11 protein-coding genes are annotated in these 16164 nt (G+C 59.5%); all 11 read left to right on the plus strand.

The genetic code is table 11. The features are described from left to right. The first annotated feature begins 6 nt into the window (after nucleotides 1-6). The 11 genes from galE (at nucleotide 7) to NE850_RS36095 (ending at nucleotide 15914) form a co-directional block, all read left to right on the plus strand. A complete protein-coding gene (gene galE / locus NE850_RS36045) occupies nucleotides 7-1029 on the plus strand; it encodes a UDP-glucose 4-epimerase GalE (protein ID WP_310700130.1) in 1023 nt (340 codons plus the stop codon). Between the two features lie 224 nt (nucleotides 1030-1253). After that, nucleotides 1254-2471, plus strand: coding sequence for an ABC transporter substrate-binding protein (locus NE850_RS36050; protein WP_310700131.1), 1218 nt, complete (start codon nucleotides 1254-1256; stop codon nucleotides 2469-2471). A gap of 96 nt (nucleotides 2472-2567) precedes the next feature. Next, nucleotides 2568-3443: a branched-chain amino acid ABC transporter permease gene (locus NE850_RS36055; protein ID WP_007176005.1), complete on the plus strand. Its 876-nt coding sequence runs from the start codon at nucleotides 2568-2570 to the stop codon at nucleotides 3441-3443. An 8-nt stretch (nucleotides 3444-3451) separates the two neighbouring features. Continuing rightward, nucleotides 3452-5392, plus strand: coding sequence for a branched-chain amino acid ABC transporter ATP-binding protein/permease (locus tag NE850_RS36060; protein ID WP_310700132.1), 1941 nt, complete (start codon nucleotides 3452-3454; stop codon nucleotides 5390-5392). 29 nt (nucleotides 5393-5421) lie between these two features. After that, nucleotides 5422-6156 carry an ABC transporter ATP-binding protein gene (locus tag NE850_RS36065; protein ID WP_310700133.1) on the plus strand — a complete coding sequence of 245 codons (735 nt, stop codon included), beginning with the start codon at nucleotides 5422-5424 and terminating at the stop codon, nucleotides 6154-6156. Between the two features lie 593 nt (nucleotides 6157-6749). Continuing rightward, a complete protein-coding gene (locus NE850_RS36070) occupies nucleotides 6750-7883 on the plus strand; it encodes an AGE family epimerase/isomerase (protein WP_310700134.1) in 1134 nt (377 codons plus the stop codon). An 806-nt stretch (nucleotides 7884-8689) separates the two neighbouring features. Continuing rightward, on the plus strand, nucleotides 8690-9544 hold the full coding sequence (locus tag NE850_RS36075; RefSeq protein ID WP_310700135.1) for a sugar transferase: 855 nt from the start codon (nucleotides 8690-8692) through the stop codon (nucleotides 9542-9544). Between the two features lie 230 nt (nucleotides 9545-9774). Beyond that, nucleotides 9775-12021: a polysaccharide biosynthesis tyrosine autokinase gene (locus NE850_RS36080; protein ID WP_310700136.1), complete on the plus strand. Its 2247-nt coding sequence runs from the start codon at nucleotides 9775-9777 to the stop codon at nucleotides 12019-12021. A gap of 105 nt (nucleotides 12022-12126) precedes the next feature. Continuing rightward, a complete protein-coding gene (locus tag NE850_RS36085) occupies nucleotides 12127-13185 on the plus strand; it encodes a glycosyltransferase family 2 protein (protein WP_310700137.1) in 1059 nt (352 codons plus the stop codon). A gap of 54 nt (nucleotides 13186-13239) precedes the next feature. After that, nucleotides 13240-14562: an oligosaccharide repeat unit polymerase gene (locus NE850_RS36090; RefSeq protein WP_310700138.1), complete on the plus strand. Its 1323-nt coding sequence runs from the start codon at nucleotides 13240-13242 to the stop codon at nucleotides 14560-14562. Nucleotides 14563-14642: 80 nt separating this feature from the next. Further along, nucleotides 14643-15914: a right-handed parallel beta-helix repeat-containing protein gene (locus NE850_RS36095; protein WP_310700139.1), complete on the plus strand. Its 1272-nt coding sequence runs from the start codon at nucleotides 14643-14645 to the stop codon at nucleotides 15912-15914. The last annotated feature ends 250 nt before the right edge of the window (nucleotides 15915-16164 follow it).

The raw sequence follows: 16164 nt of genomic DNA on the forward strand, positions 1-16164 counted from the left end.
AACAGCATGACCACGAAGGGCACGATTCTGGTAACGGGCGGCGCGGGCTTTATCGGCTCGCACACCTGTGTCGAACTGCTGAACGGCGGTTACGACGTCGTGGTAATCGACAATCTCGTGAACAGCAACCGCGAGTCGCTGCGGCGCGTGGAAAAAATCACCGGCAAGGCGGTGACTTTCTACGAAGCCGACGCGCGCGACGAAGCGGCGCTCAACCGTATTTTCGACGCCCACCCGATCACGGGCGCGATTCACTTTGCCGCGCTGAAGGCGGTGGGCGAGTCGGTGGCCAGGCCGATCGAGTATTACAGCAACAACGTTGGCAGCCTGCTGAGCTTGCTCGGCGTGATGCGCGACCGGAACGTCAAGCAGGTCGTGTTCAGTTCGTCGGCGACCGTCTATGGCGTGCCGAAGAGCTCGCCGATCGACGAGTCGTTCCCGCTGTCGGCCACCAATCCGTACGGCCAGTCGAAGCTGATCGCCGAGCAGGTGCTGCGCGATCTGGAAGTGGCCGATCCGTCGTGGCGCATTGCCACGCTGCGCTACTTCAATCCGGTCGGCGCGCATGAGAGCGGTCTGATCGGCGAAGATCCCGCCGGCATTCCCAACAACCTGATGCCGTATGTCGCGCAGGTCGCGGTCGGCAAGCTCGAAAAGCTGCGCGTGTTCGGCGGCGACTACGACACGCCCGACGGCACCGGCGTGCGCGACTATATCCACGTCGTCGATCTGGCGCGCGGGCATCTGGCCGCACTCGACGCGCTGGTCACGCGCGACGCCAGTTTCGTGGTGAACCTCGGCACGGGCCAGGGCTACAGCGTGATCGACGTGGTCAAGGCCTTCGAGAAAGCCGCCGGACGGCCGGTGCCGTATGAAATCGTGGCACGCCGCCCCGGTGACGTCGCCTCGTGTTTCGCCGACCCGGCCGCGGCCGAGAAGATCATCGGCTGGCGCGCGCAGTTCGGTATCGAACGGATGTGCGCGGATCACTGGCGCTGGCAGTCCACCAATCCGCAAGGATTCGCGTGAGTTGAATCAAAGTCGACGGCGGCGCGAAGGCGTCGCCGGGCAGGGGCGCCGCCGCCGTCGATTGAGGGATTGCACCAAGCGGGTAATTCCGAATATTACTAACACTTTACGATTTCTATACTGGCTCACCGATTGACGGTCAGGCTTCCTAAGAACGTTCGAATCGGCGCGTACGGGCCTGATTCGAGGCTTCGTGCAAGAAAAGACATGCTACGGAGACAGTCATGGGAATTCGCTTGAAAAGCGTTGTGGGTGCGCTTGCGCTTTGTGCGCTCGCCAATGTCGGCTATGCGGCGGATCCGATCAAGATCGGCGTTGACGGACCTTTCACCGGCGGCTCGTCTTCGATGGGCGTGAGCATGCGCGACGGCGTACGCCTCGCCACCGCCGAAATCAACAAGGCCGGCGGCGTGCTGGGCCGTCAGATCGTGCTAGTGGAACGCGACGACGAAGCGAAAAACGAACGCGGCGTGCAGATCGCGCAAGAGCTGATCAACAAGGAAAAAGTCGTGGCGGTGGTCGGCTACATCAACACCGGCGTCGCACTCGCCTCACAGCGCTTCTTCCAGGAAGCGAAGATTCCCGTCTTCAACAACGTCGCGACCGGTAGCATCGTGACGAAGCAGTTCACCGACCAGCCGGACAATTACGTGTTCCGCAATGCCGCCGCGGACCACATCCAGGCGCCCATGATCGTCGAAGAAGCCGTGACCAAACGCGGTTTCAAGAAGGTCGCGATCCTCGCCGACTCGACCAACTACGGTCAACTCGGCCGCGAAGACCTCGAAAAGGCGCTTGCCGCCAAGGGCGTGAAGCCTGTCGCCGTCGAGAAATTCAATATCAAGGACGTCGACATGACCGCGCAGCTGCTCAAGGCCAAAGAGGCCGGCGCGGAAGCGGTGCTGACGTACGGAATCGGACCGGAACTCGCTCAAATCGCCAACGGCATGGCCAAGCTCGGCTGGAAAGTGCCGCTGATCGGCAGTTGGACTCTCTCGATGGCGAACTACATCGACAACGCGAGCACCAACGGCGAAGGCGCGCGCATGCCGCAGACGTTCATTCAGGAAGCGAACACGCCCAAGCGTAAAGCCTTCATCGACGCGTATCTGAAGGAGTTCAAGCCGAAGAACAATCGCATCGACTCCCCGGTTTCCGCCGCGCAAGGCTACGACTCGATCTATCTGCTGGCCGCCGCGATCACGCAGGCCGGCTCGACCGACGGCCCGAAAGTGCGCGCCGCGCTCGAAAACCTCAATACGAAAGTGGAAGGCGTCGTGATGGTCTACGACAAGCCGTTCACGCACGACGACCACGAAGCGATCAGCCCCAACGTGCCGGTGGTCGGCGAAGTCAAGGGCGGCCGCGTGGTCTATGCGTACGAAGCGGATCGCAAGGGTGGCAGCCAGCTGCGCACCAAGCAGGCAAGCTCCGCGAATTGAGCGCGAAATAAGCGCAGCAGCATGTTACGGAGCCGCACCCGCCTGAAGGCGGGCGCGGCTTTGCTTCATATCCGGTGAATTCCAGGGCGCCCGACGATGGCCATTCTTCTACAGCTCATCTATAGCGGCATTGCGCTCGGCATGATCTACGCCGTGATCGCATTCGGCTATCAACTCACGTTCGCCACCTCCGGCACGCTGAACTTCGGCCAGGGCGACGCGCTGATGCTCGGCGCGCTGGTCGGCCTCACGCTCGTCACGCTCGGCGTCAATTACTGGCTGATGATTCCGCTCGTCTGCGTGTTCGGTCTGCTGCAAGGCGCCTTCGTCGAACGGATCGGGGTACGGCCCGCGATCAGGATCAAATCCGAATTCGGCTGGATCATGTCGACCATCGCGCTCGGCATTATCTTCAAGAACGTCGCGGAGAACCTTTGGGGCCGCGACGATCTGCGCTTCCCTTCCCCGCTGCCGGAAGCGCCGCTGAAAATATTCGGCGCCAATGTGCTGCCGATGGAATTGCTGGTGGTGGGCGGCGCCCTCGTCATGATGCTGGCGGTCGAGTTCTTCAACCGTAAGACGATTTTCGGCAAAGCCGTGGTGGCTACCGCGAACGACCGCGACGCCGCGGCGCTGATGGGCATCAATACCGGCCTCGTCATCACGTTTTCGTATGCACTGTCTTCATTGACTGCGGCCTTTGCCGGCGTGCTGATCGCGCCGCTCACGCTCACTGGCGCGACGATGGGCGCCGTGCTCGGCCTCAAGGCGTTCGCGGTGGCGATTATCGGCGGACTGTCGAGCGGTTTGGGGATCGTGGTGGGCGGCGTCATTCTCGGCATTGCGGAGACGACGACCGGCTTCTATCTCTCCACGGGCTACAAAGACGTACCCGGGCTCGTGCTGCTGCTGATCGTGCTCGCATTGAAACCTGCCGGCCTGTTCGGCAAGACCTCGATCAAGAAAGTGTGAGGGCCTCCGTGAATCCGAAGAAGCTCATTGCGTCCGCACTGGCGCTGATCGCGCTCGCGGTGTTTCCCGTGCTGTCGGGGAACCCGTATTACATCCACCTGCTCGAGACGATCATGATCTACGCGATCCTGCTCTTCGGCCTCGACATCGTGGTCGGTTATACAGGGCAAGTGTCGCTCGGCCATGCCGGCCTGTTCGGCGTAGGCGCTTATACGGCCGGCGTGCTGTTCTTCAAGCTCGGCATGCCGTTTTTCGTCACCGCGCCGCTGGCTATTCTGGTCACCGCGGGCTTCGGCGCGATTCTCGCGCTGCCGGCGCTGCGCGTGTCCGGTCCCTACCTTGCGATGGTGACGCTCGCGTTCGGCACGATCATCCAGATTCTCATCAACGAGATGGATTTTCTGACCAACGGGCCGATGGGCGTGAAGATTCCGAAGCCTTCGTTCGGCGGCCGGCCGATGAACGAAGTCGAATACTACTGGCTTGTCGCGGCGCTACTGGTCGCCTCGTTGATCGTCGTGCATCGCGTGCTCAAGTCGCATCTGGGCCGTGCATTCGAGGCGCTGCGCGATAGTCCGATCGCGTCGGACTGCATGGGCGTCTCGGTGTATCGCTACAAGGTCTATGCGTTCGTGATCAGCGCGGGGTTTGCCGGGCTGGCCGGCTGCCTCTATTCGTATTCGGAGCAGTACATCTCGCCGAACACTTATAACTTCGAACTGACCATTCTGTTCCTGCTCGCCATCATCATGGGCGGCCGCAAAACCCGCACCGGCGCGCTGCTCGGCTCGGCGATCATCGTGCTGCTGCCCAAACTGCTCGACGACATCGACATGTTCCGCACCGTGGCCTCGGTGCTGGCCGCGGTCGTGGTGATCGGCGCGGGCGTCGCGCTAGCCCGCAAGGTCTCCACGCCGCGCAAGGTCGCGATTCCCGTTATAGGCACGGTGGGCCTTGCCGCGTTTTCCTACCGGATCGATACGCTCGCCGACTGGCGGCTCACCATATTCGGCTTGATGATCCTGCTCGTCGTGTACTACCTGCAGGATGGCGTGGTCGGCTTCGTGCGCAAGATCGTGATGCATGGCAGGGTTCGCACGATTACCGTCGACACCACGAAACCGGCCACGATCGGCGGCGATGCGATTCAGGCGGTGCAAACCGGGGGCACCGAAGACATTCTGGAACTGCGCGGCATCCTCATGCAGTTCAGCGGACTGAAGGCGCTCAACAACGTCGATCTGACCGTGCAGCGGGGCACGATTCACGGACTGATCGGGCCGAACGGCTCCGGCAAGAGCACGATGATGAACGTGCTGACCGGCATCTATGTGCCGACCGCGGGCACGCTCGCCTATCGCGGCACATCGCTCGCGGGAAAGACCTCTTCGCAGATCGCGCTGTCCGGTATTGCGCGCACGTTCCAGAACGTGCAACTGTTCGGCGAAATGACCGCGCTCGAGAATGTGCTGGTCGGCCTGCATCACACGTTCAACGCGAATCTCGCGGATGTCGGACTGATGTCGCCGCGCTACCAGCGCGAGGAACGCGCCGCCCGCGAGCGCGCGTTCGGCATGCTGCGGTTTGTCGGCCTGGAAAACGTCGCGGCCGAAGAAGCGCGCAACCTGCCGTACGGCAAGCAGCGATTGCTCGAAATCGCGCGGGCGCTCGCGCTCGATCCGCAAGTGTTGCTCCTCGACGAACCCGCCGCCGGACTCACGGCGCCGGATATCAAGGAACTGGTCGCGATCATTCGCAAGGTGCGCGATCACGGTATTACCGTCGTGCTGATCGAGCATCACATGGACGTGGTGATGAGCGTGTGCGACCGGGTCTCGGTGCTGGACTTCGGGCAGAAGATCGCCGAGGGCAAGCCCGCCGATATTCAGTCCAACGAAAAAGTCATCGAGGCCTATCTCGGCGGCCAGCCTGCCGGCCAGGCGGCGTGAGTTCGCCGGGCGCCCTTACAGGAACAGACATGTTATCGATCAGAAATCTGCATGCGGGCTACGGCAAGGTCAAAGTGCTGCACGGCATTTCGATCGACGTGCCGAAGGCATCCGTCGTCACGCTGATCGGCTCGAACGGCGCAGGCAAAACGACGACCATGCGAGCGATCTCCGGCATGATCCGGCCGAGTGCCGGCGAGATCACGATGGGTGTCGGCGCGGACACAAAGCGCATCGACGCGCTGGAGTCGCACCGCATCGCGCGGCTCGGACTCGCGCATTCGCCGGAAGGCAGGCGCGTATTCGCGACGATGAGCGTGACGGATAACCTGATGCTGGGCGCCTTCCCTCGCCTGATCTCGGCGCGGCCGCGCGGCGACGTGAAGGCCGATCTGGAGCGCGCAATCGAGATGTTTCCGCGGCTCAAGGAGCGGCGCCATCAACTCGCCGGCACGCTCTCCGGCGGCGAGCAGCAGATGCTGGCAATGGCGCGCGCGATCATGATGAACCCGGAGCTGGTCTTGCTCGACGAACCGTCGATGGGACTCGCGCCTATTCTGGTCGAAGAGGTCTTTCGGATCATCGGGAATCTGAAAAGCCAGGGCGTCACCATGTTGCTGGTCGAACAGTTCGCCGCGGCCGCGCTCAATGTGGCCGATTATGGTTATGTGCTGGAGAACGGCAGGATTGCGGCGCATGGGCCGGCAACGGAGTTGCGCAACGATCCTTCGGTCAAGGCGGCGTATCTGGGCGCGAGTCATTGAGCGACACACGGCCTCCCGGCTATTCGCGCGCTCCTCGCACTCATAGGGCGAATGAGCGTGATCGAGCGCCGCCACGCATCACATATTGGGATCCACGTTCCCTCTTTTTGAGTTCTCGCGCCAGAATACCGTTCTAGCGAATTCGGTGCGAAAGCCTACACGCGAATAGCGGACTCAACCCGCACACTCAAGCTCATGGAGTTCTCGATACGGGCTTGGCTGCAAATCCCGAAACGAACCCGCAACGCGTTGTGCTGGCGGTTTCCTGCCTTACCAACGACGTCGGCCGTCTGCGCAGCACGCCGCTTTCGTCATACACACGAACGCGGAGGTCGACGCGTGCGCTAACCGAGCTTTGTGTGCTGTACCGAACGGAGTAATGCCATTCGTGCGAATACGCTACGCCTGCAATCGGTCCACTCAAAACGAACAGCTGAGCACTCGCTGCATGGATTGCCTCATGGACCACTGAGAGACTACAACCAGACACACTGGTCCGGACTTCACGCGCCATTCTGATTCCCCTCATCACAGCCTTGCTGCCATACGAGACGCCGCCCGCCCATTTCGCGACCTCAAAGGAGATTCGCAGCATGGATATGCCCGCCTTCGCGATCGCTTCTACCGCCGCGCTACGTGATCACTTCGCTCAAATTGTTCTACCGATCTGGCGCGGACCTGGATTCAATACCGCGATGCATCTGCCCTACGAGGCTGTGAGCGCCGATGCGCGCCATGCCCCGATGCCCGTCGAGCGCTATCGCGCCATGGCGTGCGCACGCCAGTTGTTCATTTTCTCCGAGGCTGGGGACGAGGTTCATGCCAATGTGCTGTTTGAGGCACTACTGCACTTCTTCCTCGACAAGCAACGAGGGGGCTGGTTCTATAGTGTCGATGCAGTAGGTGCGCCGCTAGATACCACCAAAGATCTTTATACGCACGCCTTCGTGGTCTTCGCGTGCGCCGAATATGCAGTACGGTTCGGTAATCGTGATGCGTTTGACGTTCTCCACGACACGTCGGCGCTAATCGAAGCGCGTTTCTCCGCGCAAGACAGGTTGTTCAACGCCTCACTCGACGGAAATTTTTCGACGGTTACCGGCACACCTGTGCAAAATCCGCTTATGCATCTCACAGAGGCGTGGCTTGCCGCACGCGCGGCGACCCAGGACAGCACGTTCGATTCCAGACTGCGCAAACTGGCCGACGCTATCGAATGCACCTTCATGCATGCGCCGACGGGTTGCATCGCGGAGCTGCCGTTGGGCGCCGACGATAATCGCCTGGAGCCAGGCCACCAATTCGAATGGCTCTGGCTGGCCAAGCAGGCGGGTACGCTGCTTGACGGATCCGGGCTCGACGCGGGGCTCTCGCGCGCGTTTAGCTTTGCACAACGGCACGGAGTAGATCCGCACACAGGCGGCGTGTACGCATCACTGTACGAAACCGGGAAGATAAAGGACACCACGCAGCGGATCTGGGCGCAAAGTGAATATCTGCGCGCGCTCGCCGCCATGGACGATGAGGCGACGCGCTGCGCGTTGTATAGGCAAATCGAGCATTTTCGCCTGCGCTTTCTGCATCCGCAGGGCTGGTACGAGTGCAAGACGGCCGCGGGCAATGTGTTGCGCGCCGACATGCCGTCAACCACGCCCTACCATCTTGCCACCGCATACGCGGCGCTACCGGCCGACAATAGCGTGAGGCGCGATATTGCCGCAGCTTGATCGCAATCCGGGAAAATTGACGTTTAAGCGCACACCTGTCTCACAGAATGCGGCCTTCATGTTTCAGCGATATCCACTCGACGCAGATTCCGCACCCTATTATTTATATGAAGGTACAGGTCATGCATCATCCTAAAGGGAATCTGACGGCCTGCTTTCTCAATGACGAAACAAAAATGCGGCGGCGTTGTTCGGTCGTCCAGACAGCGCCCACACAAAGATATGGCGAACCCTTTTTCCGCACCCACAGGGAGCTCCGTAGCCGCGCTTTTTCTAACCTCGCGTTATGTGCTGTAGCGAACGGTATAGCCATATTCGTACGGATACGCTACGTCTACACAAGCTCGGCAAACGGCTGAGTAGATACGGTATGTCATGGCAATTAACGGCCCAATAGGCGCTTATGAAACGCAATAGACGAAAGCCAACGTACGTCGGCTGATTTATCGATTTCTTTCTCTGATCGATTCGCAACACTTTAAGATTAAAGCATCTGCCAGCCAGCATTTCAGTATGGGCAATAACGACCGTTATTGATTAACCACAACATACTTTTTAGCGTATTCGCAGTCAGCCAAGACTTTCTGAATTTAATACCTTGACGCAGGCTGACGCCGAATCTCGCATCGTTACACCGTACGGCACTAATTGGGCCTCACTTGCCATGTATGTGGCACGTGGCGCGCGGAATAGATTCCTCATACGTATGGAAAGGCAACTTAAATTGTTTCTGGCTGAACCCAATGAGTACGGCTTGAAATACCCAAACACTGGTGTATCCGTCAACGAACCTCCTGGAGGCAGCGATGGCTTTAGTCGGCAAGATGTCGGAATCAGTGGCGAACGAAGTTTCACTTTTCGATAGCCGTCACACAAGCCATTCGCATGCTGACCTCGGCGGCCCCGGCTTCTCGGCTTCTCACATGGATGGCACCATGGAATTTGGCCGCAGCGAAGAACCGTTTCTCGCGGAAACGTCAACGGAGTCAGCGGCTGGCCCGTCTGCGGGGCACTCCTCGTCTGCGGCGAACGATCCGGACACGCCGGTCAGGAAAGGCGACTTCACGAAGCGCGCCTTCGACATCGTCGGTGCTTCAGCGTTGCTTATCGTGCTAATTCCGATTTTCCTCGTGATCGGATGCCTCGTACTGAGCGACGGCGGCCCAGCTTTCTTTGGTCATCGACGGGTTGGAAAAGGCGGCCGGTCGTTTCATTGTTTGAAGTTCCGTTCGATGGTGCCTAAAGCCGATGTCGTTCTTGCAGAACTCCTTGCCACCAATGCCGAAGCACGGGCGGAATGGAACTGCGATTTCAAGCTCAAGAACGACGTGCGCATCACACCCGTCGGCCGGCTTCTGCGCAAAACGAGCCTCGATGAGCTGCCTCAGCTCTGGAACGTTCTGCGCGGCGACATGAGTCTCGTGGGTCCTCGTCCCATTATCACCGAGGAACTGGAACGGTATGGCGCCGACGCCCACTACTATCTGGCGGTTCGACCCGGGGTGACGGGACTGTGGCAGGTAAGCGGTCGAAACGATGTTGACTATGCAACGAGAGTCGCACTGGACGTCGCTTACGTGAAAGAGCGCTCCACCCTGCTCGACATCAGCATTCTGTTGAGAACGTTCAAAGTGGTACTGGACGGAGGCGGGGCGTACTGACATCGCCCAGTGAAATGACAATTATCCATAAACAGCGCACATGATAGTTCCACACGTGGTCGAGTTGACTGTTCGAGGAACGCTCTCGCTGGAGAGCACTGCTGAGATGTAGACCTCCGGCGACGGTAACGAGTGCACGCGGACTTGGCGGAAAAGTCACCACGCAACGATATCTGCTTTTCCGCGCGGTGCTTGCGCGCTGACCGAGAAATCCAGGGGTTAAGGAGTGTATGACAGTGAACCACGTGAACTGGTCGACATCGAGCTTCGAGCCGGCGCTTCAGCAGCCAGCGCCGTCAAACTATTCGCTAGGCGCCCTCTATAACGGACGCTGGGTCATCATCGGCTCTACGGCGCTGTTTCTGCTGGCAGGCATTGGGTACGCGACGTTCAAGCAGCCCGTGTATCGCTCCGACATCCTCGTTCAGGTCGAGCAGACACCGGAATTGCAAAAGAGCGCACTAGCCGACGCGTCGGCTATGTTCGACGTCAAAACCGATGTGCCATCCGAGATCGAGGTATTGAAATCGCGATTTGTCACATCGCAGGCGGTCAAAAACCTCAAGCTCTATATCGAGGCCGGCCCACGCTATATTCCAATCATTGGCTGGTGGCTTGCTGCGCGTTCGGACGCGCTCTCGACTCCACTGGTTGGCGGCTATGTCAGTGGCACGGAAAGCATCGACATCGACACTTTCAACGTCCCCGAGCGGCTGCTCGAAAAAAACTTCACTCTGACGCTGGAGCCCGGGGGCACCTATACGGCGGTGGGCAAGGGATCCCTGTTCGGGGAGAAGATTCAGCTTCACGGCCGTATCGGTCAGTTGCTGCGCGAGCAGACGAGTTATGGCTTGATCGAACTCCTGGTCAAGCACGCGGACGGGGAGCCGGGAGCGACCTTCAATCTGAAACGTTACTCGGAAGGCGGCACCACCGAGTGGTTGCAGAACACCGTCTCGATTCTGGAGAAAGGCAAACAGTCCAACATCATCGGCGCAACGCTCGACGGTACCGATCCCAAGCAGGACAGTCGGATCCTGAATGAAATCGGTCGCGCATACATCGACCAGAACGCGCAGCGCAAAGCTGAGCAAGCGGCAAAGTCGATCCACTTTCTCGACGCGCAACTCCCGGTGCTCAAGTCGCAACTGGATGAAGCCGAGACCCATTTTAATGCGTATCGCACGGCGAACGGCACAATAGACACGAGTCAGTATGGCGCGGCCCTGCTGCAACAGTCGGTGGCGGCTCAGGTGAAAGTGTTTGACCTGAAGCAGCGTCGCGACGAACTCATGGCGCGCTACGCCGACGGACATCCCGAGGTGCAGGCGGTCAACCGCCAGTTGGTCGAGGCACAGGCGGAACTCAAGGCAGTGGAGCAGGACACTGCGAAGTTGCCGGACACCGAACAGCAAGTCCTGAAACTGAAGCGCGATGTGCAGGTGGACAGCGATCTGTACAAGATCATGCTCGACACGCGTCAGCAACTCGCGCTCGTAGGTGCGGGCAAGGCGAGCAACGTTCGGCTAATTGACAATGCCATGCCAGCGGAAGAGCCGATTCAGCCACGAGTCGGCGTCATGATTGGCGGTTCGGTCCTTTCTGGCTTGCTGGTGGGGGTGGGACTCGTGCTGTTCCGTCGGCGCGTGAGCGCCCTAGTGGAAGATCCTCAGGAAATCGAAGCGTCGATCGGTTTGCCCGTCTACGCAACGGTGCCACCGCACGGCCGTCTGCCCGGCTTCTCGCGCCGCGAGGCGCCCACCAAGCCGGCCGAAGCGTTGATGCTCACCGGCGGCTTCAGCAACAGTCCAACCATCGAAAGCCTACGCAGTTTCTGCACCATACTGCAGTTCAGGCTCCCCGAGGCGCGCAATCGGGTCGTGCTGATCACCGGGCCAACTGCCGGCATTGGCAAGTCGTTCGTTTCCGCCAATCTGGCAACGCTGGCCGGCGCCTCGAACAAACGCGTGCTGCTGATCGACGCCGATCTGCGCAAGGGCAGCTTGCAACAATACTTCAAGATCAAACGCGGTCAGGGGCTGGCAGAAGTCGTGGCGGGCAGCGCCAGCTTCGACGCCGTCGTGCAGCGCAACGTGTCGCCGGGACTCGACTTCGTGTCCACGGGCGAAGTGCAGTCCGGTCCGAGCGAGATGCTGTTACGCCCCGAATTGGCGGACCTGATTCGACAGGCCAGCTTGCAATACGACATGGTGGTGATCGACGGGCCTCCGCTGTTGATGGTCTCCGATGCAATGGTGCTGGGGCATGCAGCGGGTGCGGTCTTTATGGTAGCTCGCCACGGCGTGACCACACTGCCCGATATCCGGGAGAGCGCTCGCAGACTGGCACAGGCGGGCGTGCCGATTCGCGGCGTGATCCTCAATGACTACAAGGCGCTGCCGGGCAGATATGGTTATCCGGGATATGCGGGTTACGCGTACGGCGGGCAGGCCGGTGACAGCCGCAGCGCCTCTTGAGAGCAGCTCATCGGAAATATGTCGGGTGGACCTGCAGTTTTTGACTACCTGTTGCGAAAGCGCTGAGCGTGAAGCGACTACGGACCATAGTGCCACGAGGGGACCATGTCAGATTTGACAGTGGTAATCTGTAACTACAACTACGGTGAGTATCTACGCAGTGCGATCGATTCCGCACTGGATCAGACGGTCGGCGCGCCTCACGTGCTGGTGATCGACGATGGGTCGACCGACGATTCACACGACATCATCCGCTCATATGGCGCGCGCATTAGTGCGATCTTTCAGGAAAATGGCGGCCAGGTGGCGGCCTACAATCGCGCGCTGGCGCAGGTCGACAGCACTTACGTGATTTTTCTCGACGCCGACGACCTGCTTTATGCGGACGCGGTCAAGCGCGTCACCGCGGCATTCGAATCCGGAGACTACGTCAAGGTGCAGTTTCCGCTGGATGTGGTGACTCACGAAGGCGCAAGGACCGGTGTTACTGTGCCCCAATCCATGACGGTCGCCGACTGCGGCAAGCTGCTCCGCGCAGGTTGGCTCTATCCGTCGCCCCCCGGTTCCGGTAACGCTTATCGGGTCGAGGCGCTGAAGCGCATATTTCCCATTCCCGTCACGGCCGAAAATCTCTACGGCGCGGATTTCTATGCGATCTACGGCATCGCGCTGTTGGGCCACGTACAGATGCTCGATCTGCCCATGGGCGGATACCGGGTTCACAGGCCTGCTGCCAACATCGCGAGCCCGGCGAGCGGATCCACGTCAGAGCTCGCTTTTGCCAACTCCGAAGATCCGTTGGCGGCCGCGAGAAAGGGTGAATTCCGCTGGTCGATGCTGCGCGATGTGGTGCAACAAAGGCTCAGCGAAACACTTCCCGTGGCATTTTTCGACTTCTCAGTCGAGAAGACACACTTTGCCGCCCGGCTGTACCACGCACCGCTTGGACGCAGATGGCGATGGTTTGTGCGTGAATCCGGGAGCTATTTCCACACGGTACTTGCCAATCCATTCTGGAGCATACGCAAGAAGCTGGCTGTGTTCTGCCTGACGGCACTCTGTCTGATTCCGTTGGCCTCGGTGAGCGATCGCGCGGTGCGCTACATTGCCAATCCGCTGGCACGAGGCGGCCGAAACGGCAAATTGCAGCCGGATGCCAGTTGAACTGATTTGCGGGGTGGTGGTGTGCCGCATTGGATAGCCGGTCTCAGGAGAAACATGATGCGCAACAAGATTGGCGATCCGGTCGATCCCTTTAGCTGGACAGGCCCCGCGCGCGAGTATGTCAGCCTCTCGACGCGTCGACAACTCGCATTCAATGGTTACTGGTGGGAAGATCCCGCGCGCTTGATGCTGTTTTTCATCTTGCCGCTCTACGCGCTGATTTCGATGGACTTGTTGGGCGATCAGAAAGCCATCGCTCAACTGTACTTCAACGGTTTCTATGCATTCGCGGGCGCGCTGTTCCTCGTTATCGTCACAGCGGCGTCGTACTTTGGTCGAACGGCGGCCCCAGTAGCCGCTCAGGCACCGGTCGAGATCCCGCGACGGGTGCTGGATGTACTCTTCCTGCTCGCACTGGTTGGTTATCTGACCATGATGAGCGGCGTGCTCTCCCAGCCAGCGCTCATCCTGTCGTTCTTTAACGGCGGCGCGAACGCTTACGACCTGATCGAGGTGAAAGGCCGAATCGCCGGCATCAGCACTCTGACACAGGTAGCCGTCGCTTACGTTCCTCTGTACTTCTATGTGTTCAAGCAGCCGGAGCGAGGCATCACCCGCTATAAGATTTACCTGCTTGTTCTCCTCACACTTGCGTTGCTGAGAAGCTTTATTTTCGCCGAGCGACTCGCTCTCATCGAGCTTGCAATCCCGCTCGCCGTTATGTATCTGAAGTTCCGCCGCGCGCAACGACCTTCCAGAATTCTGGCGCTAGGGCCCTATGGCGCCATCGTGCCGTTGGTCGCATTCTTTATCGTGAACGAATACAACCGCTCGTGGGAGAGCTACTACATCAATATATACAGCAACATCTTCGAGTTCGCGATCGAGCGCCTTGCGCTGTACTACTCCACTGCGCTCAACAATGGCGCCGGCATTTTGAAGATTCTCGGCTGGGGCTTAGGCCAACCGGTGTTCACCCTCGACTGGTTCTTCAGATTTCCTCTGCTCGGAGACTTCTTTCAGGCAGGGCGCGACTTCAACGCGGATTACGTGGCCTTTCTGAGCAACAACGCCGACCCGGAATTCAACAACCCGTCCGGCATTTTCGTGCATTTCTACGAATGGGGCTGGTTTGCCCTGTTCGTCGCCGCTTTCATTGGCTGGGTGTTCAACAGAAGCTACTCGGGCTGGCGTAGCGGCAACGGCTTCTGGTGCTGCGCACATTCGGTGTTGCTGGTGTCGTTGTGCGAGATTCTGCGTATTCCCATTCTGTTCAGCGGCAGAAACTTCGTAGCGCTCGCAGTACTGTTCTTTGTATTCCGTTTCTGTAGAAAGACGTCTGCCCTGCCCTCTCCCGCGGTAACGTCTCCATCCTGACATGCCCGAGGAGGCGCTGTGGTCAGTCTGTTCATTGCCTTTCGGCCCGACACGTTCAGGTTGCGAAAAAGAAGGCTCGCATGACCAGGAAAATTGCCCTCATGCTGTCGGCTCTTGCGATCGCATCGTCTTGTCCAACGTTCGCATGTGCACAATCGCAGATAGCGGCTACGTCGCCGGCGTCGAAGGTGAAAGAAGACGGGATCATGATCCGCCCCGCGACAGTCCATTCTCCCGCCGACGGCAAAGATCAAGCCAACAAACTTCAGGCTGCGCTCGACACACTTCGTATCGGCGGGCGGTTGGTGATCGCGCCGGGTACTTACGTTGTGAGTCGCTCTCTCGTGGTCAGGACGCAGGGCGTGGTCGTGTATGGATATGGCGCGACACTCGTCGCAACCAACCCTGACGAACAATCACTCAATGTGACTGGGGCGAATGCGATAATCGCGGGCCTAACGCTGCGTGGGACGGGCGATAAAAGACTCGAAAGCGAGGGATCCGCGAAAGTCGTAGTGCACGGCACTGGGATCCAGATTCTCGACACCCGAATCGAGGGGGGCGCAAGCGCGGGGATCTTTGTGTCTGGCGCGACTGGTGTCGTGCTCGCCGGGAATACCGTCAGCTCGACGCTCGCCGACGGGATTCACATCACCGGCGGATCGCAGAATGTGCTGGTGTCAGGCAATACAGTGACCGGCACCGGCGACGACATGATAGCAATCGTCAGCTACGAAAAAGATGGCGTCTCGAGCAGGAACATCCTTGTCAACGGGAACAAGCTGTCCGGCAATTATTGGGGCAGAGGCCTGTCGGTGGTCGGCGGAACCGACGTGACGCTATCGGATAACACGGTGCAGGGTGTGCAAAAAGCCGCCGGCATCCTGGTCGCGCAGGAAGATGGCTACCGTACCTATAACGCGACGAATATCGTCATCCGCAACAACACCATTTCCGACATCGAGAATGCAGCGAACCCCGGCAAGTTCTGGCCAGCCGCGGGGCACGCCGGCATCGACATCAATACTGGGAAGGGTTCGGTTTCGGGAGTGCAGGTAGAAGAAAACAAAGTGTCGCGTGCCAACTACGGCGGATTTCGTGCGCTAGGGAACGTCTGCCGATTGCGCGTCGCCAATAGCGCGTTCGCTTCGATAACGGGTTCACCGATTTCACTGCAGAGCAGAAACTGCGCATCGGGCCAGATCGTTTCGAGCGCCAACAAACTTGACGGCGGCGTGATCGCGCAACCGGTCAGCGCATCCATGAGCGGCGAGTTCAGGGTAACCGGCGCCGATGAATCGCTCCTACCCCACATCAACGCGAGTGCTCGAGAAGCAACCAAACGCGATTGACCTCGCTTCCAGGATCGTTTCCGGCGGCGACAGCCGTCGCGAACTTCTCCCGACGATTGATCCGCAGCCACGACCGAGACGATGAGACTGCAAAATCAGGCACTCGAAACGCCTGATTACGATTGCTGTCGTTACATTGCCAGGGTAAATGATCGCCTGGAACCAGCGAGGTGTTCATCGCACCTCAGCGGCTCGACCATTTCGCCAAAAGCCAGTTCGGATTGCAATCTATAAATCGAGGACGAACTTC

Origin of the sequence: Paraburkholderia sp. USG1, assembly GCF_031570135.1 — a bacterium.
GTDB classification, from domain to species: Bacteria; Pseudomonadota; Gammaproteobacteria; order Burkholderiales; family Burkholderiaceae; genus Paraburkholderia; species Paraburkholderia dioscoreae.

What these genes read in the sequence shown, in the direction of transcription:
- NE850_RS36055 (WP_007176005.1), top strand. Translation starts at nt 2,568, where the DNA reads ATGGCCATTCTTCTACAGCTCATCTATAGCGGCATTGCGCTCGGCATG.
- NE850_RS36095 (WP_310700139.1), top strand. Translation starts at nt 14,643, where the DNA reads ATGACCAGGAAAATTGCCCTCATGCTGTCGGCTCTTGCGATCGCATCG.
- galE (WP_310700130.1), top strand. Translation starts at nt 7, where the DNA reads ATGACCACGAAGGGCACGATTCTGGTAACGGGCGGCGCGGGCTTTATC.
- NE850_RS36050 (WP_310700131.1), top strand. Translation starts at nt 1,254, where the DNA reads ATGGGAATTCGCTTGAAAAGCGTTGTGGGTGCGCTTGCGCTTTGTGCG.
- NE850_RS36085 (WP_310700137.1), top strand. Translation starts at nt 12,127, where the DNA reads ATGTCAGATTTGACAGTGGTAATCTGTAACTACAACTACGGTGAGTAT.
- NE850_RS36075 (WP_310700135.1), top strand. Translation starts at nt 8,690, where the DNA reads ATGGCTTTAGTCGGCAAGATGTCGGAATCAGTGGCGAACGAAGTTTCA.
- NE850_RS36090 (WP_310700138.1), top strand. Translation starts at nt 13,240, where the DNA reads ATGATGCGCAACAAGATTGGCGATCCGGTCGATCCCTTTAGCTGGACA.
- NE850_RS36080 (WP_310700136.1), top strand. Translation starts at nt 9,775, where the DNA reads ATGACAGTGAACCACGTGAACTGGTCGACATCGAGCTTCGAGCCGGCG.
- NE850_RS36065 (WP_310700133.1), top strand. Translation starts at nt 5,422, where the DNA reads ATGTTATCGATCAGAAATCTGCATGCGGGCTACGGCAAGGTCAAAGTG.
- NE850_RS36070 (WP_310700134.1), top strand. Translation starts at nt 6,750, where the DNA reads ATGGATATGCCCGCCTTCGCGATCGCTTCTACCGCCGCGCTACGTGAT.